This window comes from Maritalea mobilis (assembly GCF_019800885.1).
Lineage (GTDB): Bacteria > Pseudomonadota > Alphaproteobacteria > Rhodobacterales > Rhodobacteraceae > Roseibacterium > Roseibacterium beibuensis.
In genome coordinates this window covers 928,953-948,494 of sequence record NZ_JAHVKE010000001.1, presented here as the reverse complement: position 1 = coordinate 948,494, position 19,542 = coordinate 928,953, and the positions used below count along the sequence as shown (strand labels likewise).

At 66.9% G+C, this 19,542-nt stretch carries 16 protein-coding genes; 9 read left to right on the top strand and 7 right to left on the bottom strand.

From position 1 onward, the window contains the following. Positions 1-31: 31 nt before the first annotated feature. The 6 genes from KUV65_RS04545 (at position 32) to KUV65_RS04520 (ending at position 7,058) form a co-directional block, all read left to right on the top strand. Positions 32-940, top strand: a complete 909-nt coding sequence (locus tag KUV65_RS04545; RefSeq protein WP_222187952.1) for a LysR family transcriptional regulator — start codon at positions 32-34, stop codon at positions 938-940. Positions 941-1,049: 109 nt separating this feature from the next. Then, complete coding sequence (locus KUV65_RS04540) at positions 1,050-1,514, top strand: formate dehydrogenase subunit gamma (RefSeq protein ID WP_222187950.1); 465 nt, start codon at positions 1,050-1,052, stop codon at positions 1,512-1,514. Further along, positions 1,511-3,025 (top strand): formate dehydrogenase beta subunit, encoded by a 1,515-nt coding sequence (locus KUV65_RS04535; protein ID WP_222187948.1) that lies wholly within the window; start codon positions 1,511-1,513, stop codon positions 3,023-3,025. The genes KUV65_RS04540 and KUV65_RS04535 overlap by 4 nt, the downstream gene beginning before the upstream one ends. 121 nt (positions 3,026-3,146) lie before the next feature. Continuing rightward, a complete protein-coding gene (gene fdhF, locus KUV65_RS04530; RefSeq protein ID WP_222187946.1) occupies positions 3,147-6,047 on the top strand; it encodes a formate dehydrogenase subunit alpha in 2,901 nt (966 codons plus the stop codon). Between the two features lie 2 nt (positions 6,048-6,049). Then, entirely contained in the window at positions 6,050-6,862 is an 813-nt protein-coding gene (gene fdhD, locus KUV65_RS04525; RefSeq protein ID WP_261331589.1) for a formate dehydrogenase accessory sulfurtransferase FdhD, read from the top strand. Then, on the top strand, positions 6,852-7,058 hold the full coding sequence (locus KUV65_RS04520) for a formate dehydrogenase subunit delta (protein ID WP_222187943.1): 207 nt from the start codon (positions 6,852-6,854) through the stop codon (positions 7,056-7,058). Before fdhD ends, KUV65_RS04520 begins: the two co-directional genes overlap by 11 nt. A gap of 4 nt (positions 7,059-7,062) precedes the next feature. Here the strand turns inward: KUV65_RS04520 and KUV65_RS04515 are convergent, their stop codons facing one another. The 5 genes from KUV65_RS04515 to KUV65_RS04495 all read right to left on the bottom strand — a co-directional run bounded on the left by KUV65_RS04515 (position 7,063) and on the right by KUV65_RS04495 (position 12,974). Beyond that, positions 7,063-8,274, bottom strand: a complete 1,212-nt coding sequence (locus tag KUV65_RS04515) for an efflux RND transporter periplasmic adaptor subunit (RefSeq protein ID WP_222187941.1) — start codon at positions 8,272-8,274, stop codon at positions 7,063-7,065. Between the two features lie 4 nt (positions 8,275-8,278). Then, positions 8,279-10,642: an ABC transporter permease gene (locus tag KUV65_RS04510; RefSeq protein ID WP_261331668.1), complete on the bottom strand. Its 2,364-nt coding sequence runs from the start codon at positions 10,640-10,642 to the stop codon at positions 8,279-8,281. A gap of 5 nt (positions 10,643-10,647) precedes the next feature. Continuing rightward, positions 10,648-11,355 carry an ABC transporter ATP-binding protein gene (locus KUV65_RS04505; RefSeq protein ID WP_222187937.1) on the bottom strand — a complete coding sequence of 236 codons (708 nt, stop codon included), beginning with the start codon at positions 11,353-11,355 and terminating at the stop codon, positions 10,648-10,650. Positions 11,356-11,568: 213 nt separating this feature from the next. After that, positions 11,569-11,982, bottom strand: a complete 414-nt coding sequence (locus tag KUV65_RS04500; RefSeq protein ID WP_222187935.1) for a Fur family transcriptional regulator — start codon at positions 11,980-11,982, stop codon at positions 11,569-11,571. Between the two features lie 92 nt (positions 11,983-12,074). Next, positions 12,075-12,974: a DUF533 domain-containing protein gene (locus tag KUV65_RS04495; RefSeq protein WP_222187933.1), complete on the bottom strand. Its 900-nt coding sequence runs from the start codon at positions 12,972-12,974 to the stop codon at positions 12,075-12,077. Positions 12,975-13,151: 177 nt separating this feature from the next. Here KUV65_RS04495 and KUV65_RS04490 point away from each other — a divergent pair, with 177 nt between their 5' ends. Next, on the top strand, positions 13,152-14,048 hold the full coding sequence (locus KUV65_RS04490) for a DMT family transporter (RefSeq protein ID WP_222187931.1): 897 nt from the start codon (positions 13,152-13,154) through the stop codon (positions 14,046-14,048). 158 nt (positions 14,049-14,206) lie between these two features. Here KUV65_RS04490 and KUV65_RS04485 read toward each other — a convergent pair whose 3' ends face one another. Together KUV65_RS04485 and KUV65_RS04480 are read right to left on the bottom strand one after the other, a co-directional pair. After that, complete coding sequence (locus KUV65_RS04485; protein ID WP_222187920.1) at positions 14,207-15,649, bottom strand: protein adenylyltransferase SelO; 1,443 nt, start codon at positions 15,647-15,649, stop codon at positions 14,207-14,209. A 59-nt stretch (positions 15,650-15,708) separates the two neighbouring features. Continuing rightward, entirely contained in the window at positions 15,709-16,647 is a 939-nt protein-coding gene (locus tag KUV65_RS04480) for a nucleoside hydrolase (protein WP_222187919.1), read from the bottom strand. Between the two features lie 334 nt (positions 16,648-16,981). Between KUV65_RS04480 and KUV65_RS04475 the strand changes: the two genes are divergently transcribed. Both KUV65_RS04475 and KUV65_RS04470 read left to right on the top strand, forming a co-directional pair. Next, complete coding sequence (locus tag KUV65_RS04475) at positions 16,982-18,367, top strand: bifunctional enoyl-CoA hydratase/phosphate acetyltransferase (RefSeq protein WP_222187918.1); 1,386 nt, start codon at positions 16,982-16,984, stop codon at positions 18,365-18,367. Continuing rightward, positions 18,364-19,512 (top strand): acetate/propionate family kinase, encoded by a 1,149-nt coding sequence (locus KUV65_RS04470; RefSeq protein ID WP_222187917.1) that lies wholly within the window; start codon positions 18,364-18,366, stop codon positions 19,510-19,512. The genes KUV65_RS04475 and KUV65_RS04470 overlap by 4 nt, the downstream gene beginning before the upstream one ends. The last annotated feature ends 30 nt before the right edge of the window (positions 19,513-19,542 follow it).

The window sequence follows — 19,542 nt, the reverse complement described above, 5'->3', positions numbered from 1 at the left end:
AAAACGATGATACGATTGCACTGTCGGGTGCATGATCAACAAGCTTGAAATGTTCATCGCCGTCGCCCGGGAGGGGCATTTCGGCCGCGCCGCCGAAAGCCTCGGCATCACGCAGCCGACGCTCTCTACAGGGATCAAGCAGCTGGAAGCGATGCTGGGCGTCCAGCTGATCTTTCGCGGCCATCGCTACGGCGGCCTGACGCCCGAGGGGCAACGCGCCTTGGTCTGGGCGCGTCAACTGGTCGGCGATGCCCGCGCCTTCCGCGAGGAGATGCGCGCCGCGCGGCACGGGCTTGCCGGGCATGTGCGCCTTGCCGTGATCCCGACCGCCCTGACATGGGCGGCGGCCTTGTCGGCGCGATTTGCCGAGGCGCATCCGAAGCTGCGCTTCACCATCCTGTCGCGTACCTCTGCCGAGATCCTGTCGATGCTGGAAAACCTCGAGATCGACGCGGGGCTGTCCTATCTCGACAACGAACCCCTGGGCCGGGTCACCACCGTGCCGATCTATACCGAGCGCTACACGCTGGTCTGTCGCGCGGATCACCCGCTGGCTGATCGGGACAGCGTCGGCTGGTCGGACCTTGCCGGGTGCCGCTTGTGCCTTCTGACGCCCGACATGCAGAACCGGCGCATCATCAACCAGAACTTCATGGAGGCCGGCGTCACCCCCGAGGCGCAGGTCGAAAGCAATTCCACTGTCGTTCTGGTGGCCCATGTGGGGCAGGGCGACTGGGTGACGATCCTGCCCGCCGAGATGGCGCGGTTCCTCGCCGAGGGCACGGATTTGCGAATCCTGCCCCTCGACCGGCAGCGCGCCGATCACGCTGTCGGGCTGGTCGCGCCCTTCCGTGAACCGCACACCCCAGTCACCGAGGCGCTGCTGAAAGAGGCCGAAAAGCTCGCCAGGACGGGGGAAACTGTCGCGTTTGCGCGCTGAGACGTCGTGGATGGTTCATTCATTATTTCTATTGCATAACGAAATAACGATATTGAAAACGCATTAAATCCGGTGGACCTTTGTATGCGAAAGTCGACCGGAGCCACGCATGCCTGCCAGCCAGACCGTTTCGCCCGCAGGGGTGGAGGAGATTATCGCGCGACACCTGCATCGCGAGGGGCCGCTGCTGCCCATTCTGCACGACCTTCAGGATCACTTCGGCTGCATCCCGGCCGAGGCGCGCCCGGCCATCGCGGCGGCGCTGAATATCACCCAGGCCGAAGTGCACGGCGTCATCAGCTTCTACCATGACTTCCGCGAGGAACCCGCCGGGCGGCACGTGCTGAAGATCTGCCGCTCCGAGGCCTGTCAATCCATGGGCGGCACGGCGCTTGGTGAGGCGGTTCTGACCCTTTTGGGCCTGGGCTGGGGTGAAACCTCTGCCGATGGGCGCATCACGGTCGAGCCGGTCTATTGCCTCGGTCTCTGCGCCTGTGCGCCCGCGGCGATGGTGAACGGCAAGCTCAAGGGCCGCGCCGAGGCCAAGGCGCTGGTGGCGGAGGTGTCGGCATGAAGCTCTACCTGTCACGCGATGCCGCCGCCAAGGCACTCGGTTCTGAAGAGGTCGCCGAAGCGATCCTGTCCGAGGCCGCCGCGCGCGGGATAGAGGTTTCGCTGACCCGCACAGGCTCGCGCGGGATGACCTGGCTGGAGCCGCTGCTGGAGGTCGAGCGCGACGGGGTGCGCCACGGCTACGGCCCCATGACGCCCGAGACGGTGCCGGCCCTTTTCGATGGCACGCTGGACGGGCTAGGCCCCGTCGAGGCGATCCCGTTCTTCGCCCGCCAGAACCGCCTGACCTTTGCCCGCGTGGGTTTGATCGACCCGCTGTCGCTGGCCGAATACGAAGCGCATGGCGGGTTGAGCGGGTTGCGCCGGGCGCTTGGCATGCGCGCGGAGCACATCATCGACGAGGTCAAGGAAAGCGGGCTTCGTGGACGCGGTGGCGCCGGGTTCCCGACTGGGATCAAGTGGGACACCGTGCGCCTCGCCCCGGTGGAGCGCAAATACATCGTCTGTAACGCCGACGAGGGCGACAGCGGCACCTTCGCCGACCGCATGCTGATTGAGGGCGATCCCCTCAGCCTGATCGAGGGCATGGTGATCGCGGGCCTCGGGACCGGGGCCACGCAGGGCTATGTCTACATCCGCTCCGAATACCCTGACGCGATTGCGGTTATGCAAGAGGCCATCGACATCGCCCGCGCCAATGGCGTGCTGGGCGACGTGATGGGCTCGGGCCGCAGGTTCGACATGGAGGTGCGCGTGGGGGCGGGCGCCTATGTCTGCGGCGAGGAAACCTCGCTGCTCAACAGTCTTGAGGGCAAGCGCGGCGTTGTCCGGGCAAAGCCGCCCCTGCCGGCGCTGGAAGGGTTCCTCGGGCGGCCAACGGTGGTCAACAACGTGCTGTCGCTGGCCACCATTCCCGTGATCTTCGAGAAAGGTGCCGCGCATTACGCAGGGCTCGGGCTGGGCCGGTCAAAGGGGACCATGCCGATCCAGATCGCCGGCAATGTCGCGCGTGGCGGGCTGTTCGAGACCGCCTTTGGCATGCCGCTTGGTGAGTTGGTCAAGGATGTCGCGGGCGGGACCGCCACGGGCCGCCCGGTCAAGGCGGTGCAGGTGGGCGGGCCGCTCGGGGCCTATTTCGCGCCCGGGCAGTTCGACACGCCCTTTGGCTACGAGGAATTCGACGGGGCAGGCGGGCTGATCGGGCACGCCGGGATCGTCGTCTTCGACGACAGCGCCGACATGCTGGGGCTGGCCCGCTTCGCCATGGAATTCTGCGCGGTGGAAAGCTGCGGGAAATGCACGCCCTGCAGGATCGGCGCGGTGCGGGGCGTCGAAACGCTGGACCGCGTGGCGAAGGGCGACGCGTCGGCCGTGCCGCTGCTGGTGGACCTGTGCGAGACCATGAAGGATGGCTCGCTCTGCGCGCTCGGGGGCTTCACGCCTTACCCGGTGCTGAGTGCGCTGCGCCTCTTCCCCGAGGAGTTCGCCGCGCAGCAGGAGGCGGCGGAATGAGCGGCCCGGTGGAGGGAGCGTTTTCCTCAAGGAAAACGGGCGCAAAAGCCAGCTTTTGCAAGACGGAAAACGCGCGTTTTCCGGCCCTTGGCAACCCGGTCACCCAGAAAGGGAGAGGGATATGAAGGATTTCATCATTCCGTGGGATGACGACCGCGACCTTGGCACGCCTGCCAAAACCGGCGCGCCGGTCACGCTGAGTGTTGACGGTGTCGAGGTGACGGTGCCCGCGGGCACCTCGGTCATGCGCGCCGCCGCACTGGCCGGGATCGGGGTTCCCAAGCTCTGCGCGACGGATAGCCTTGAGGCGTTCGGCTCCTGCCGGTTGTGCGTCGTCGAGATCGAGGGGCGTCGCGGCACGCCGGCCTCGTGCACCACGCCTGTGGCCCCCGGCATGGTCGTGCGCACCCAGTCGGAGAAGGTGAAGAAGATCCGGCGCGGGGTGATGGAGCTTTACATCTCGGACCATCCGCTCGATTGCCTGACCTGCGCGGCCAATGGAGATTGCGAGTTGCAGGACATGGCCGGGGCCGTGGGCCTGCGCGACGTGCGCTACGAGGCGCCCGAGAACGCGGCCCTCGCCAACCACGTGACCCCGCGCAACACCAGCGGCGAGGCCAACCCGCTCTGGCAGGCCAAGGACGAAAGCAACCCGTATTTCACCTATGACCCGTCGAAATGCATCGTCTGCAATCGCTGCGTGCGCGCCTGCGAAGAGGTGCAGGGCACCTTCGCGCTGACGATCGAGGGGCGCGGCTTTGACAGCCGGGTCAAGGCGGGCGGACCGCTGGACGATTTCCTGTCGTCGGACTGCGTCAGCTGCGGCGCCTGCGTGCAGGCCTGCCCGACCGCGACATTGCAGGAAAAAAGCGTGATCGAGTTGGGCACGCCCGAACGCTCGGTCATCACCACCTGCGCCTATTGCGGGGTGGGTTGTTCCTTCAAGGCGGAGCTCAATGGCGACGAGTTGGTCCGCATGGTGCCTCACAAGCATGGCGAGGCCAATCGCGGCCATTCCTGCGTGAAGGGGCGTTTTGCCTGGGGCTATGCCAGCCATCCCGACCGCATCCTGCACCCGATGATCCGCGACTCGATCGACGAGCCGTGGCGCGAGGTCAGTTGGGAGGAGGCGATCGGCTTTGCCGCGGCCCGCCTGCGCGGATTGCAGGAAAAGCATGGCCGCAAATCCATCGGGGTCATCACCTCGTCGCGCTGCACGAATGAGGAGACCTTCCTCGTGCAGAAACTGGCGCGCGGCGTGTTCCTGAACAACAACACCGACACCTGTGCGCGGGTCTGCCATTCGCCCACCGGTTATGGCCTCGGCCAGGCCTTCGGCACCAGCGCGGGCACGCAGAATTTCGACAGCGTGGAACAGTCCGACGTCGTGCTGGTGATCGGCGCCAACCCGACCGATGGGCACCCCGTCTTCGGCTCACGCCTGAAAAAGCGCCTGCGGCAGGGCGCCAAGCTGATCGTGATCGACCCGCGTCGCATCGACCTGGTGAAGACGCCGCATGTCGAGGCGGCGCATCACCTTGCCCTGCGGCCCGGCACGAATGTCGCCGTGGTGACAGCGATGGCACATGTGATCGTGACCGAGGGCCTATACGACGAGGCCTTCATCCGCGAACGCTGCGACTGGGACGAGTTCCAGGAGTATGCCGCCTTCGTCTCTGACCCGCGCCACGCGCCCGAGGCGGTCGAGGCGCTGACCGGCGTTCCGGCGGAGGAGCTGCGCGCCACGGCCCGCACCTTTGCCACGGGGGGCAACGGGGCGATCTATTACGGCCTCGGCGTGACCGAGCATAGCCAGGGCTCCACAACCGTGATGGGGATCGCCAATCTTGCGATGCTGACAGGCAATATCGGGCGCGAGGGCGTTGGCGTGAACCCGCTGCGCGGGCAGAACAACGTGCAAGGCTCCTGCGACATGGGCAGCTTCCCGCATGAATTGCCCGGTTACAGGCACGTCAAGAACGCCGATGTGCGCGCCATCTTCGAGCAGGCCTGGGGTGTCGAGATCGACCCCGAACCCGGTCTGCGGATCAACAACATGCTCGATGCGGCGACCTCGGGGCAGTTCAAGGGGCTCTATTGCCAAGGCGAGGACATCCTGCAATCGGATCCCGACACGCGCCATGTGGCCGCCGGATTGGCCGCGATGGAATGCGTCATCGTCCATGACCTGTTCCTGAACGAGACGGCGAATTACGCGCATGTGTTCCTGCCCGGATCGACCTTCCTCGAAAAGGACGGGACCTTCACCAATGCCGAACGCCGGATCAACCGTGTGCGCCGGGTGATGGCGCCCAGGAACGGCTATGCCGATTGGGAGATCACGCAGCTTCTGGCCAATGCCATGGGCGCGGGGTGGAGCTATGCGCATCCTTCGGAAATCATGGCGGAAATCGCGGCCACGACGCCCGGTTTCGCCAATGTGAATTACGAGATGTTGGAGGAGCGCGGCTCGGTCCAATGGCCCTGCAACGACGACACCCCCGATGGCTCGCCCATCATGCATGTCGACGGTTTCGTGCGCGGCAAGGGGCGGTTCATGATCACCGAATACGTCGCGACCGAGGAGCGCACAGGCCCGCGTTTCCCGCTGTTGCTGACCACGGGCCGCATCCTGTCGCAATACAACGTGGGCGCACAGACAAGGCGGACGGAGAACACCGTCTGGCACCAGGAGGACGTGCTGGAGATCCACCCCCACGACGCCGAAACCCGCGGCATCACCGAGGGCGATTGGGTCAAGCTTGCCAGCCGCTCTGGCGAAACCAGCCTGCGCGCGACATTGACCGACCGCGTCAGCCCCGGCGTCGTCTACACGACCTTCCACCACCCCGGAACGCAGGCCAATGTCATCACCACCGATTTCTCGGACTGGGCGACGAACTGCCCGGAATACAAGGTGACGGCGGTGCAGGTCAGCCCGTCGAACGGCCCGACCGCATGGCAGGAAGACTATGAAGACCGCGCGCGGCGCGCCCGCCGCGTGTTGCCCGCGGCGGAGTGAGGATGAGCGCGACCTCCCATAGCGCGCGCGGCTTGGCGCTTGGCCCCGACGGGGCGCGCGAGGTGGCGCGCACCTTGCCCGAGGAGATGCCCGTCGCGATCACCGTCAACGGCTCCACGCAGGCGGTGATGATGGCCACCCCCGCCGATCTTGAGGACTTCGCGACCGGCTTTGCCCTGACCGAAGGCATCGCGCGCCCCGACCAGATCGAGCGCATCGAGGTCATCGACCTGGAGCAGGGGATCGAGGCGCGGCTTTGGGTGGCGGACGAGATTGCCGAGGCCCTTGGCGCGCGGCGTCGGGCGATGCTGGGGCCTGTGGGCTGTGGCCTGTGCGGGATCGACAGCCTCGAGCAGGCCTTGCGCGCGCTTCCGCCTGTGGGTGAGGGCGCGCGTTTCGAAATGGCCGAGATCGCCGCCGCGACCGACCTGTTGCGCGATCACCAGCCGCTGCATGACCGCACCCATGCGGTTCATGCCGCGGGGTTTTTGCTGCCGGGGCAGGGGGTGGTGATGGCGCGCGAGGATGTGGGCCGCCACAACGCGCTGGACAAGCTGATCGGGGCGCTGTTGCGTGCGGGCCTCGACCCGGCGACCGGCGCCATTGTGCTGACCAGCCGTATCTCCGTCGAAATGGTGCAAAAGACCGTTCTTGCGGGATGTGCGACGCTCGTCGCCGTCTCGGCCCCCACCGCCCATGCGCTGCGCCTTGCCGAGGGCGCGGGGCTGACACTGGCCGCCTTCGCCCGTCGCGGCGCGGTCGAGATCTATGCAAACCCAACCCGTATCCGCAGGAGGGACACCGATGTCGCCTGACAAGCTTGTGCGCATGGCGAACCAGATCGCCACCTTCTTTCATTCTCAGCCGGGTCAGGACCAGGCCGAGCGGGTGGCGGGTCACCTCAAGGATTTCTGGGGGCCCGAAATGCGCGAGGAACTGAAGGTCTACGCGCAAAAAGGCCATGACAAGGACCTCGATGTGCTGGTGCGCCGCGCGTTGCCGATGATCTGACGGCTCAGAGCGTTTCGCGGTCGACCACTGGCACCCCGTCGCTGATCGCGTCGCTGGGGTGGGTGATGATGGCCTCGCCGGCCTCCAGCCCGCCGATGACCTGCGCCATGCGCGTGCCGCGCTGGCCGATCTCGATGATCCGCTCGCGGGCGATGCCATCCTCGACCACGAAGACCGCCCAATCCTCACCGCGCCGGAACAGCGCGCCGAGGGGCACCTGAAAGGCCGCGTCCGCCTGCCACTCCACGATCCGCAGGAAGACCGAGAAGCCATGGCCAAGGCCCGCCCGCGCCTCGGGCGGCGAGGCGAGGTCGAAGATCGCATCCACGCGCTGTTCCTCGATCCCAAGCGCCGAGACGCGGGTTTCGGCCGCCGGTTCGATCCGCGTCAGCACCGCGTCGAGATCGACGTCGCCGCCCCAACGCTGCACGATGGCGCGCGTGCCCGGCCCGATGCGCACAGCGTCGGAGGACAGCAGGTCTGCCACGATTTCCAGGTCGCCTGGATCGCCGATGGTTAGAAGCGGCGCGCCGGCCGTCACCGGATGTTCGCTGATCGTCGAGATGGACAGCACGACCCCGTCGGCGGGGGCAAGAAGTTCCACGCAGCAGTCGGTGGTCTGAGCCCCACCGGTTTCCGGGCCCACAAGGGCGGCTTCCGCGCGCTCCAGCGTGCCCTCGGCCATGGTGATGCGCGACCGGGCTGCGGCCACGGCGGCCTGCGCGACGGCGAGTTGCTGGGTGGCCGTTTCCAGCTGCGTCAGGCTGGTGACACCGCGTTCGACAAGGGCCTGCGTGCGGTCGAATTGCATCCGTGCGAAGGCCTCTTCCTCCTCGGCACGGGTCAGGTCCGAGCGCGCAACATCCAGGGCCGCCGCCGCCTCGTCCACCGCCGCCTCGGCCTGCGCCCGGGATCGCGCATCGAGAAGCGACGGGCTGATCGGTTCCACCCGCGCCACGACGGTGTCGCCCTGCACCACGAGGTCACCCACCGCCACCGGGGCGCGCCGCGCCGTGCCTGTGATGGGAGAGGCGACCTCGAAAATGTCGCGGATCCGCGTCTGCCCGTCGGCGTCGATGGTCACGGTCAGGGGGGCGCTTTCGACCTGGTGAAGATCGACGGCCACAGGCTCGGTCCGCGTGGCGACGTAGAAAAGCCCGCCGAGGGCTGCGGCGATCACGCCCATGGTCAGGATCGTCCGGGCATTCCAATGCATCGCGTCACTCCCGCGTTTTCATGACGGCCACCAGGTCCATGCGGTCGATCCGCTGCCGCACCACGAGGACCGAGGCGAGGCAGGCGAAAAGAACCACGAGACTGGCATAGGCGAAATTGTCGGCCTCGAGCACCAGGGGGATGCCGTAGAGGTCCGAGGTGAAAGCGTTCGACATGGCCCGCGCGATCCATGCCCCCAAAAGCCAGCCGACGGGCTGGGCGATCACGGCAAGCAGCATGATCTCGCCCACGAGGATGGCCGAAACCTCGCCGCGGGTGAAGCCAAGGATGCGCAGGCTGGCCAGTTCGCGCGCGCGCTCCGACATCTGGATGCGCGCCGCGTTATAGGCCACGCCCACCGTGATCAGGATGGCGATCGTGGCATAGACCCCGTTCACGATGACCACGTTTTCGTTGATCGTGTCCAGGAAGCCGCGCCGCGTGTCGGTCATCATGATGAGGCCCGACAAGGCCGGCAGGTCCTGCAAGCGCGTATGCAACGCGTCAAGCTGCGCCTCGTCGACGATCAGGTTGGCCACGTTCATGCGCGGCGACTGGCGGAAGGTCTCGTCGAGGAAGCCGGCATCGACATAGGCGCCGAGGCCGAAATACTGCTCCACCAGCCCGGTCACCAGCATCTCGTGCGTTTCGCGCCGCCCGGTCAGGAACTCCACCTCGACCGTGTCGCCCACCGCAAGCTCGAGATGTCCGGCCAGCCGTTCGGCCAGGAGGATGCCGCCCGGCGGCGCGATGATCGGCTGGCCGTCCGCCCCGATCACCCGGCTCAGGCTCGCGTCAGGATGGCGCGCCTCCAGCGAGACGGTCTTTTCGCGCGGGCCGTTGCGCAGAACGGCGGCGTGGAACTGCTGCGGCTCGGCCTGCAACACGCCGGGCAGGCGCTCCACCTCGGCAAGGGCGGTTTCCGGCAGGTCATTGGTGAACAGCACCATCGCGTCCTGCCGGTTCGCCTGGTAGAAGGCGAGGTCCATGATCTCGTCAAGCGCGTCATACATGAAGCTTGACGCCACGATGGATGACACCGCGCATGCCAGCCCAAGGGCCGTCAGGGCCGACCGCACCGGCCAGCGGATCATGCTGCGCAGCACCATGATGGTGCTTTGGCTCAGCCGCATCCCCCGCATGAGCCCATCGAAGGCCGAGCGTCGGAACCTCGGCGGGGCCGGGGGCTGCATCGCGATGGCAGGGGCAAGGCGCGAGGCGGCCAGCGCCGCCCGGACCGCCCCCAAAAGCGTCGTGACCAACGCCACCAGCCCCGACATGGCATAGACCCAGGCCGGCACCCGGAACAGCAGGTAGGGAAAGTCGAAGAACCGCGCGTATTGCAACGCCATGCCGCGCGCCATCAGCGTGCCCGCGCCCCAGCCGATCGCTATACCGAACAGCGCGATCAACCCGGCCAGCATCATGTAATGGGCCAAGACCTCGAGGTCGGAATAGCCCAACGCCTTCAAAAGCCCGATCTCCGACCGTTCCAGCGCCACGATCCGGCTCATCACCATGCCGACAAGGAAAGCCGAGATCGCGAAGAAGATCGGCGGCACCACCATCGCCATGCCGCGCAACTGGTCGATCTCGGCCGAAACGAAACTGTCCGATTGCTGGCGGTCGCGCCCATAGGCGCCCAGCCCGCCATAGGGTTCCAGCAACGTGTCCAGCCGGTCGAGCACCTCGGCCTCGCGCGCGTCGGCCCCCAGCCGCAGCGACACCGCGTTGAACGCACCCGCCATGTCGAAGGCGGCGGCGACGGCTTGCTCCGTCATCCAGATGATGCCGAACGCCTCGTTGTCCGGCATCAGCGCGCCGGGCCCGATGGTGTAGATGAACTCGGGGCTGAGGACCGTGCCCGTGATCGTCAGGTCCCGCGCCTGCCCGTTGATGTTCGCGGTGAAGCCATCGCCGATCTCGAACCCGTTGGCCTCGGCGAAGGCCTCGGTCACCATCACCTCGTCGGGCCGTTCGACGCGCGGCGGCACGCCCGAGCGCAGAAGCGGCACGTTCAGCAGCGGGTCGTCACCCTCGGGCCAGGACAGGATGCGACCGGTTGCCGTTTCCGTGCGCCCGGGCAGGTCGAGGATGGCCGCACCGGTGACCCGTGCCTCGGCCGTGACGACGCCGGGGATGGCCATGATCTCGGGCAGCAGGCTCTGCGGGGCGCGCCGCGCCTCGACGAACACATCGGCAAAGCGGTTGCGTTCGTAATAGGCGTCGCGCGTATCGGTCAGCGCGCTATGCATCCCGAAGGCCGTCAGCAGGATCGCCACGCCGCAGGCCAGAACCATCGCGATCGCCAGCGCCTGTAGCCAGAGGCGCCTGAAATCCCGCAGCAGTTTCTTGTCGAGCGCCTGCATCCCGCTCACCACGCGATCTCGTGCGGGGCGAGACGGGTCTCGTTCACCTCCAGCCCGGCGATCTTGCCATCGGCAAAGCGGATCACCCGATGCGCCATCTTCCGGATCATCGCGTTATGGGTGATGACCACGGTCGAGGTGCCGAATTGGTCGTTGATGGTCTTGAGCACCTCCAGCACCTGCACCCCGGTCTTGCTGTCCAGCGCGCCGGTCGGCTCATCGCAGAGCAGCACCTCGGGCCGCTTGGCGATGGCACGGGCTATCGCGACGCGCTGCTGTTCGCCGCCCGACATCTCGGCCGGGAAATGGTCCAGCCGATGCCCGAGGCCGACAAGGTCCAGCGCCTCGGCCGCCGGCATCGGGTTCGGCGCAACGTCGGTGACAAGTTGCACGTTCTCTCGCGCGCTCAGCGAGGGCACGAGATTGTAGAACTGAAAGACAAAGCCCACGTGATCGCGCCGGTAGCGGGTCAGCGCCCGATCGCCCAGGTCGGTCAATTCCAGATCGCGGAACCAGACCCGGCCGGAACTCGCGTGATCCAGCCCGCCAAGGATATTCAGAAGCGTGGATTTCCCCGACCCGGACGGCCCCAGCAGAACCGCCAACTCTCCCGCGAAGAGTTCCAGGTCCACGCCCGCAAGCGCGTGTACCTTCACCTCGCCGGTATCATAGCTCTTGGTGATCGCTTCGGTGCGAAAAACCGTCTCGGGCATGGGGCGGCTCCTGTGGGGCCAGACATCGCATGCACTGTGCCATGCCGACTTGACCTGTCTCAAGATTTGCTTGACCGCAGCGCAAAACCGCAACGTCACCCCATCTTTATCCCGAAAAATATGCCGGGGGAGCCGCCGAAGGCGGCGGGGGCAGAGCCCCCAACGCGGGCGAAGCCCGCGCGGGGCGGCGGGCCGGAGGCCCGGCGCAACCCCTCAGCGCTTCTTGATCGGCACGCCGTAAAGCTCGAGTTTGTGGCCCTTGAGCCGGTACCCCAGCTTCTCCGCGATCTTTTCCTGAAGCGCCTCGATCTCGGGGTCCACGAACTCGATCACCTCGCCGGAATTCATGTCGATCAGGTGGTCATGGTGGTCGCGCTCGGCATCCTCGTAGCGGGCGCGGCCGTCGCCGAATTCCAGCCGGTCGATGATGCCCGATTCCTCGAACAGCTTGACCGTGCGGTAGACCGTGGCGATCGAGATGCGCGGGTCGCGGGCCGTGGCCCGGGCATAAAGCTCCTCGACATCGGGGTGGTCCGAGGACGACTCCAGCACCTGCGCGATCACGCGGCGTTGCTCGGTCATGCGCAGGCCCTTGGCCTCGCAGCGCGCTTCGATCGTATCGGTCATCGGCCCCGTGTCTCGTCCGCCGCCCGGAACCGGATCCGGGCGGCGCAAAGGATTATGGGATTTGGCCGTGGGAGGGAACCCCGCGCGGGGCGTCAGCCCTTGCGATAGGGCCGTCCCTGTCCCGGCGTCCCCTGCATGGTCTTGCCATGGACCGGTCCGCCGCGCGTGGCCGGTCCCTTGGCATAGCTGTCACGCACGGGGGGCGGGCCCGCCTTTCCCCATGTCTCACTGCCGTAGTCGCGCGCCATGCGCTTGCCGACCGTGCCGCGCGCCTTCTGGTCCACGCCCAGTTCCTCGGCCAGTTCTTCGGCAAAGCGGCGCTCGGCCATGCTGTCGAGATCGATCGCGCTCATCGCGGCGGCGAAGACCTGGGCGCGCAGGCCGGGGTGGTTGGGCACGTCGCGGGCGAAATCGCGGATGTCGATACGCCGATCAAGTTCTTCCTCGACGAAGCGCCGCTCCTGCCGGTCGAGGTCGCCGAGGCGTGACAAGAGGCGTTCTCGTTCCGCCCCGTCGATCCGCCCATCGGCCTTGGCGGCCATGATCATGGCGCGGATCATCAGCGCGGCCATTTCTTCTTCCGCCTCGGTCGGCGGGTCGGAAGGTTCGCGCCCGGTGCGCAGCGACTCGTTCAGGCGCCGTCCGAAGGCATTCTCGCGCCCGCGCTCGCGCCCGCCGCCCAAAAGGCTCCCAAGTGTGCCGCCCGCCGCGCCGCCGGTCAGAAGACCGCCGGCGAGGCCGCCAAGCCCCCCAAGCGCGCCGGAGCCGCCCAGTTGGTCCATCAGCCCGCCAAGCCCGCCATCGCGGCGCGACCCGCCGCCCAGAAGCTCGCCCAAACCGCCGGTGTCGTCCCGGTCGTAGCGGCGCATGCTGTCGAGCAGGCCCTCTTGCTCGTCGTCGCGATCCCGGTCGGCGCGGTTCATCAGCGCGCCAGCGCCTCGCGCCGCGGCGACGCCCACGGCAACCGAGGCCAATGTTCGCAATAAGCTCATCGAAAAATCTCCCCGCCAGAATGAATAAGGTGGTTGGAGCATGGCACCCGTTGTGTCGATTGACCAAGGGGAAACCAACGGCGCAGGGTGCAACGGGCCGGAAGGAACGGGCGGATCGCCTTGACAGGCGGTCGTCCCGGGCGCAGGTCAGGGCACCTTCAGGATCGAGAGGCCCCCATGCCCCGCAAATCGCGCATCGACGCCTTCGGGGCGGTTTCCCTGACAGGGTTCGCAGTGCTCCTGGCCTTCAACCAGGTCGTCATCAAGGTCACGAATGACGGACTGCAGCCGATCTTCTTCGCGGGGCTGCGATCGCTTTTCGGAGCGCTGTGTATCTATCTCTGGATCAGGGCGCGGGGCCTGTCGGCGCGGATCGCGCCCGGGACGGTGCCCGCGGGGCTGTTGATCGGCACGCTTTTCGCGGTGGAGTTCATCTGCCTGTTCCTTGCGCTCGACTACACGACGGTGACGCGCGTCTCGGTCATTTTCTACACGATGCCGATCTGGCTGGCCCTGGCCGGACATGTCCTGATCGAGGGCGAGCGGCTGACCATGATGAAATCCGCCGGTCTGGCGCTGGCCTTCCTCGGCGTTAGCGTGGCCATCGTCAGCCGCGGCGGCGGGGACGGGGAGGCGTCGCTTCTGGGCGATCTGCTGGCGCTGGCCGCCGCGATGGGGTGGGCCGGGATTGCGCTCTGCGCCCGTGCGACCAAGCTCAAGGAGGTGCGGCCCGAGATGCAGCTGCTGTGGCAGTTGACCGTCTCCGCCCCGATCCTGCTGGCGCTCGCCCCGCTTTACGGCCCGCTCTTGCGCGATCCGCAGGCGATCCATTGGGCCGGTCTCGCCTTTCAGGTGGTGGTGATCGTGTCGGCGGGGTTTTTGTTCTGGCTGTGGCTGTTGTCGATCTTCCCGGCGGCCTCGGTCGCGGCGTTCTCGTTCCTGTCGCCGATCTTCGGCGTGGCGCTCGGCTGGGCGCTGCTGGACGAAGCGGTAGGGTGGGAAATCGGCGTGGCCCTGGTTCTGGTCTCGGCGGGCCTCATCCTGGTCAACCGGCCACCGCGCACAGCCAGGTAGGGGTTGCGCCGACTGCGTCGTCGCCGGGGGCAGAAAATTCGGAAATTTTCTGCGGCCTGCGGCCGAGGTGGCGCCAGGCGCCCGAACGGATGGGCATCGGTGACGCCGTCGGCAGGCATATTTGCAGGATAAAGATCGGAGCTGTTTGCCTGGGCGGCCTACGTGCCGCAGAAGGTGCGCGTGACGCGCTCGATCTCGGACGGGGGCAGGGCAAGGTCGGCCTCCGCCTCGCTCGGGGTGAAGGGTGTCGACAGGGCGGAGGTCAGCCGATGGAACGGCGCGAGATCGCCCTGCAAGGCCGCGCTGATCGCCTGTTCGACGCGGTGATTGCGCGGGATCAGGCCCGGGTTGGTCGCTTGCATGGCCGCGATGCGGGCCTCCTCGGGCCGCGTTTCCCGGCTAAGGCGGGCGCGCCAGCGGTCGAGCCATGGTTTGACGGCGTCCGGGGCTCGGAAGCCTTGGGCCATCGCCTCCGGCGTCGGGCCGGAGAGCGTTCGGAACGTGATGGTGAAATCCGCCTCCTGTTTCGCCATCAACTCCAGCAGGTCGAAGGCGAGGGGCAGGTCGTCGGCCTCCCCCTTGGCGAGGCCCAGCTTGGCCCGTAACACCGCGTGCCATGCCGTGTCGAACCGCTCGGAAAAGCCGTTCACCATCTCGGTGAAACGCTCGATCGCGGCATCCCGGTCCGGCATCAGCGGGAGAAGGGCCGTGGCCAGTTGCGCGAGGTTCCAGACCGCGATCTGCGGCTGGTTGCTGTAGGCGTAGCGCCCGTACTGGTCGATCGAGGAAAACACGGTTTGCGGGTGGTAGGCATCCATGAAGGCACAGGGGCCGTAATCGATCGTCTCTCCGGCGATGCTCATGTTGTCGGTGTTCATGACGCCGTGAATGAAGCCGACGCCCATCCAGCGGGCCACGAGTTCAGCCTGCGCGCCGATCACGGCGTCCAGCAGCCCCTCGGGCCCCTCGGCCTGAGGGTAGTGGCGCGCGATTACGTGCGCTGTGAGGGCAGAAAGCGCCTCGATATCCTGTCGTGCGGCGAAATACTGGAAGGTCCCGACGCGGATATGGCTTGAGGCGACGCGCGTCAGGATCGCGCCAGGCATCACGGCTTCGCGCAGGACATCCTCGCCGGTGGCGGTGGCGGCGAGCGCGCGGGTCGTGGGAATGCCGAGTGCTGCCATGGCCTCGGACACGATGTATTCGCGCAGGACCGGCCCTAGCCAGGCGCGGCCATCGCCCATGCGGCTGTAGGGGGTGCGGCCCGCGCCCTTCAGTTGCAGGTCGAAGCGGGCGCCGTCCGGGGCCACGACCTCGCCCATCAGGATCGCGCGACCGTCGCCCAGTTGCGGCACCCAGCCCCCGAACTGGTGCCCGGCATAGACCTGGGCCAGGGGCTCGGCGGCGTCGGGCAGGGTGTTTCCGGAAAAGACGTCGGCGATCTCGGCGTCGCTTTGCGGCAAGGTCAGGCCCAACTGCTCGGCCAGCGGGCGGTTGACCGCGATCAGGCGGGGGGCCTCGACCGGCTCGGGGCGTTGCCGCGTGAAGAACCGGTCGGGCAGGCGGGCGTAGGAATTGTCGAAGCGGGCTTGGAGGGTCATGGCGCGTCCTGTGTCTGTCCCACCAAACCTAGGTGCGCCGGGCCCGCGCCGCCACCCCGTCAGAGCCGCGCCAGACGTCCGGTCAGCAGGTCGAAGAACCCATCCGCATCCACATCCCCCATGAACATCGCGTTCTTCGGGCGATCCGTGACACCCCACCAATCGGCCACCGTCATCCCGCGCGTCAGCTCGGAGGCGGTCTCGATCTCGACATTCACGTGCCGCCCCGAGAAGAGGGTCGGCTTGATCAGGTAGGCGATCACGCAGGGGTCGTGCAGCGGCCCGCCTTCCGAGCCGTATTTCTCCATGTCGAACCGCTCGAAGAAGTCGGTCCATTCCGCCACGGCCCGGCCGACATCCGTATCGAGGTCGCGGAACGCCTCGATCCGGGCGCGCGTGGTCAGCGCCTTGTGCGTCACGTCGAGCGGCATGACCGTGATTGGCGCGCCGGATTTGAACACGATCTCAGCGGCTTCAGGGTCGACGTAAATGTTGAACTCGGCAGCCGGCGTGACGTTGCCCACCTCGAAATAGGCGCCGCCCATCAGCACGATCTCGGCCACGCGCGGCATGATGTCGGGCGCTTTCTGAAAGGCGGTCGCGATGTTCGTCAGTGGCCCGAGGGGGCAGAGCGTGACGCTTCCTTCAGGCTCGGTGCGCAAGGTCTCGATGATGAAATCGACCGCGTGACCGTCCTGCAGCGTCATGGTCGGGTCCGGCAGAACCGGGCCATCGAGACCGGTCTTGCCGTGGATATATTCCGCCGTAACAAGGTCGCGCCCCAGGGGCCGATCGCAGCCCGCGAAGACCTTGACGTCGCGTTTGCCGGCCAGTTCGCAGACGATCCGCACGTTCTTTGCGGTCAGCTCCAGCGGCACGTTTCCCGCGACGGCGGTGATGCCCAGGACATCGACCTCTTCGGGGCTGGCCAGCGCCAGAAGAATGGCCACCGCGTCGTCCTGTCCGGGGTCGGTGTCGATGATGATCTTGCGGGTCATGTTTGCATCCTCGTTTTCGGGCGACCCTTGCGCGGCTGCCGTCCGGGTGCAAGACGTTTGCGGACCGAAGCCCCCGGCATCGGTGTCTTTTCCCAACCCGACCGCAAAGGTGAGGCCGGCTGCATCTTTATCCTGCAAATATGCCCGCCGGAGGCATCCGCGTGCAGCCAAAGGCGCCGCCGAGATTGGCGACGGAGCGGCGCTTACCCCAGGCCGCAGAAAATTCCAGAATTTTCTGCCCCCCACGCGCGGGAAAAACCTGACCCATATCAAGGACGTGTTACGATGGGCACCTAATCTGCCGCCCGACCGGACCACATCACGAAAGACGCCGATGACCATTTTCAACGCCATTCCCTACGACCAGCTGGAGATCGGAATGGAGGCGCAGATCAAGCGGCTCGTCCGTGCCGATGACCTCTATGTCTTCGCCCATGCCAGCGGCAACCTGAACCCGATGCACCTGCCCAAGGAAGACGGCGATGGCGATGGCAAGCCCGAGGCCGTGGCCCCCTCGGCGTGGATTGCAGCGCTGATTTCGGGCGTGCTTGGCAACCAGTTGCCGGGGCCGGGGACGCTGTACTTGCACCAGGATACGGAGTTCTGCGGCCGCGCGCATGCCGGCGAAGAACTGACCGTGACCGTGCGGGTGGCCGAGAAACTCGAAGGCGGGGTCGTGCGCCTGAGCACGCTGGTCGAAGGGCCTTCGGGCGCGGTCGCCAAGGGCGAGGCCCGGGTTATCGCCCCGGATCACGCCCAAAGCTTTGACGGGGCCGATGTGCCGGGCCTGACCGTGCAGCGTCACGCCAATTTCGACCGTTTGCTGGCCCGTGCCGAGCCGCTGCCGCCCGTGAGCACTGTGGTCGTGTGCCCGGAATCGCCGGATGCCGTCGCCGGTGCGATCCTCGGGGCCGAGCACACGCTGATCGCGCCCATTTTCGTGGGCGCGCGCCCCAAGATCGAGGCCGCCGCGGAAGAGGCCGGGGTCAGCATTGCCGGGGTCGAGATCATCGACATCCCGGATCACCGTGCCGCTGCGCTGCGGTCCGTCGCGCTCGTGCATGAGGGGCGCGCACGCGCGGTGATGAAGGGGCATCTGCACACCGATCAGTTGCTCCATGCCATCCTCAAGAAAGAGGGTGGGCTTCGCACCAATCGGCGCCTGTCCCACGTCTTCGTGATGGATGTGCCCGGCCTTGACCATTTCCTTTTCGTCACCGACGCGGCGATCAACATCGCGCCCGACCTCGATTGCAAGGTCTCCATCGTCCAGAACGCGATCGACCTTGCGCGTTCGCTCGGGGTTGAGACGCCGAAGGTCGGCATCTTGTCGGCGGTGGAGACCGTGACACCCTCCATCCCGTCCACCATCGACGCGGCGGTCCTGTCGAAGATGGCGGACCGGGGCCAGATCACCGGCGGCCTAGTGGACGGGCCGCTGGCCATGGACAATGCCGTCGATCTGGGCGCCGCGCGGACCAAGGGGCTGACGGGCCTTGTCGCCGGGCGGGCCGATATCCTCGTCGCGCCGAACCTCGAATCCGGCAACATGATCGCGAAGGAGTTGACCTTCCTCGCCCATGCCGAGGCCGCGGGGATCGTGATGGGGGCGCAGGTTCCGGTGATCCTGACCAGCCGGGCCGATGACGACCGTGCGCGGCTGGCATCCTGCGCGGTGGCGGCGCTTTATGCCCATGCGCAGGCCGGGGATGCGGCATGAGCCGGGCGATCCTGACGCTCAATGCCGGGTCCAGTTCCATCAAGTTCGGCCTCTACCGGGAGGGCGACGACCCGGTGGAAGAGGCGCGGGGGCAGGTCGACGGGATCGGTCCAGATGCGGCGCTCGTTCTGGACGCGGGCGAGGGGGAAACCCGCGCGGCGGTCGCCGCGCCGGATCACCAGGCTGCGCTTACGGCCATCATCGCCGCGCTCAAACCCTTGCTGGCCGGGGACGAGATCGCCGGCATCGGGCATCGCTTGGTCCATGGCGGACCCTATCTCGACGGCCCGCGGCACCTGGACGACGACCTGATCGCCTATCTCAAGACGCTGTCGCCGCTGGCCCCGCTGCACCAGCCGCACAACCTTGCCGGGATCTCCGCCGCCCGCGCGGCCTTTCCCGGCGCGCCGCAGATCGCCTGTTTCGATACGGCGTTCCATCGTGGCCATCCTTGGGTGAACGACACCTTCGCGCTGCCCCGGCGCTTCCATGACGAAGGGGTGCGCCGCTACGGGTTTCACGGGCTCAGCTACGATTTCATCACCTCTAAGCTCAAGCAGGACTTTAGTAGCATCTCGCAGGGCAATGTAATTATTGCACATTTAGGAAATGGATCTTCGCTTTGCGCCACGAAAAAAGGCGTTTCGGTCGACTCGACCATGGGTTTCTCCGCGCTTGACGGGATGCCCATGGGGACCCGCTCGGGCCAGATCGACCCCGGTGTGCTGATCTACCTCGTCGATGCGGGATACGATGCCGCCGCGCTGACCAAGCTCCTTTACAAGGAAAGCGGATTGAAAGGCCTGTCGGGGATCAGCCACGACATGCGCACCCTGCTGGGCTCGACCGATCCACGCGCCGAACAGGCGGTTGCCTATTTCACGTCGCGACTGGCGCGCGAGATCGGGGCGCTGGCGGCGTCGCTCGGCGGTCTGGATGCGCTGGTCTTCACCGGCGGGATCGGGGAGCATGCGGCGCCGATCCGGGCGCGCGCGCTTGAGAAACTCGGCTTTCTCGGGCTGGCGGTCGATGCCAAGGCCAATGCCGCCAACGCCACACGGATCGAGTCGGGGCCGGTGCCCATTCTTGTTCTACCGACCGATGAGGAGCGCGTCATCGCGCGTGCCACCGCAGCGCTTTTGTAACCGATGCGCCCCGCACCAAAGACACCATCC

Coding starts and splice junctions, on each gene's coding strand:
- KUV65_RS04545 (WP_222187952.1), top strand. CDS start 32: ATGATCAACAAGCTTGAAATGTTCATCGCCGTCGCCCGGGAGGGGCAT.
- KUV65_RS04540 (WP_222187950.1), top strand. CDS start 1,050: ATGCCTGCCAGCCAGACCGTTTCGCCCGCAGGGGTGGAGGAGATTATC.
- KUV65_RS04535 (WP_222187948.1), top strand. CDS start 1,511: ATGAAGCTCTACCTGTCACGCGATGCCGCCGCCAAGGCACTCGGTTCT.
- fdhF (WP_222187946.1), top strand. CDS start 3,147: ATGAAGGATTTCATCATTCCGTGGGATGACGACCGCGACCTTGGCACG.
- fdhD (WP_261331589.1), top strand. CDS start 6,050: ATGAGCGCGACCTCCCATAGCGCGCGCGGCTTGGCGCTTGGCCCCGAC.
- KUV65_RS04520 (WP_222187943.1), top strand. CDS start 6,852: ATGTCGCCTGACAAGCTTGTGCGCATGGCGAACCAGATCGCCACCTTC.
- KUV65_RS04515 (WP_222187941.1), bottom strand. CDS start 8,274: ATGCATTGGAATGCCCGGACGATCCTGACCATGGGCGTGATCGCCGCA.
- KUV65_RS04510 (WP_261331668.1), bottom strand. CDS start 10,642: ATGCAGGCGCTCGACAAGAAACTGCTGCGGGATTTCAGGCGCCTCTGG.
- KUV65_RS04505 (WP_222187937.1), bottom strand. CDS start 11,355: ATGCCCGAGACGGTTTTTCGCACCGAAGCGATCACCAAGAGCTATGAT.
- KUV65_RS04500 (WP_222187935.1), bottom strand. CDS start 11,982: ATGACCGATACGATCGAAGCGCGCTGCGAGGCCAAGGGCCTGCGCATG.
- KUV65_RS04495 (WP_222187933.1), bottom strand. CDS start 12,974: ATGAGCTTATTGCGAACATTGGCCTCGGTTGCCGTGGGCGTCGCCGCG.
- KUV65_RS04490 (WP_222187931.1), top strand. CDS start 13,152: ATGCCCCGCAAATCGCGCATCGACGCCTTCGGGGCGGTTTCCCTGACA.
- KUV65_RS04485 (WP_222187920.1), bottom strand. CDS start 15,649: ATGACCCTCCAAGCCCGCTTCGACAATTCCTACGCCCGCCTGCCCGAC.
- KUV65_RS04480 (WP_222187919.1), bottom strand. CDS start 16,647: ATGACCCGCAAGATCATCATCGACACCGACCCCGGACAGGACGACGCG.
- KUV65_RS04475 (WP_222187918.1), top strand. CDS start 16,982: ATGACCATTTTCAACGCCATTCCCTACGACCAGCTGGAGATCGGAATG.
- KUV65_RS04470 (WP_222187917.1), top strand. CDS start 18,364: ATGAGCCGGGCGATCCTGACGCTCAATGCCGGGTCCAGTTCCATCAAG.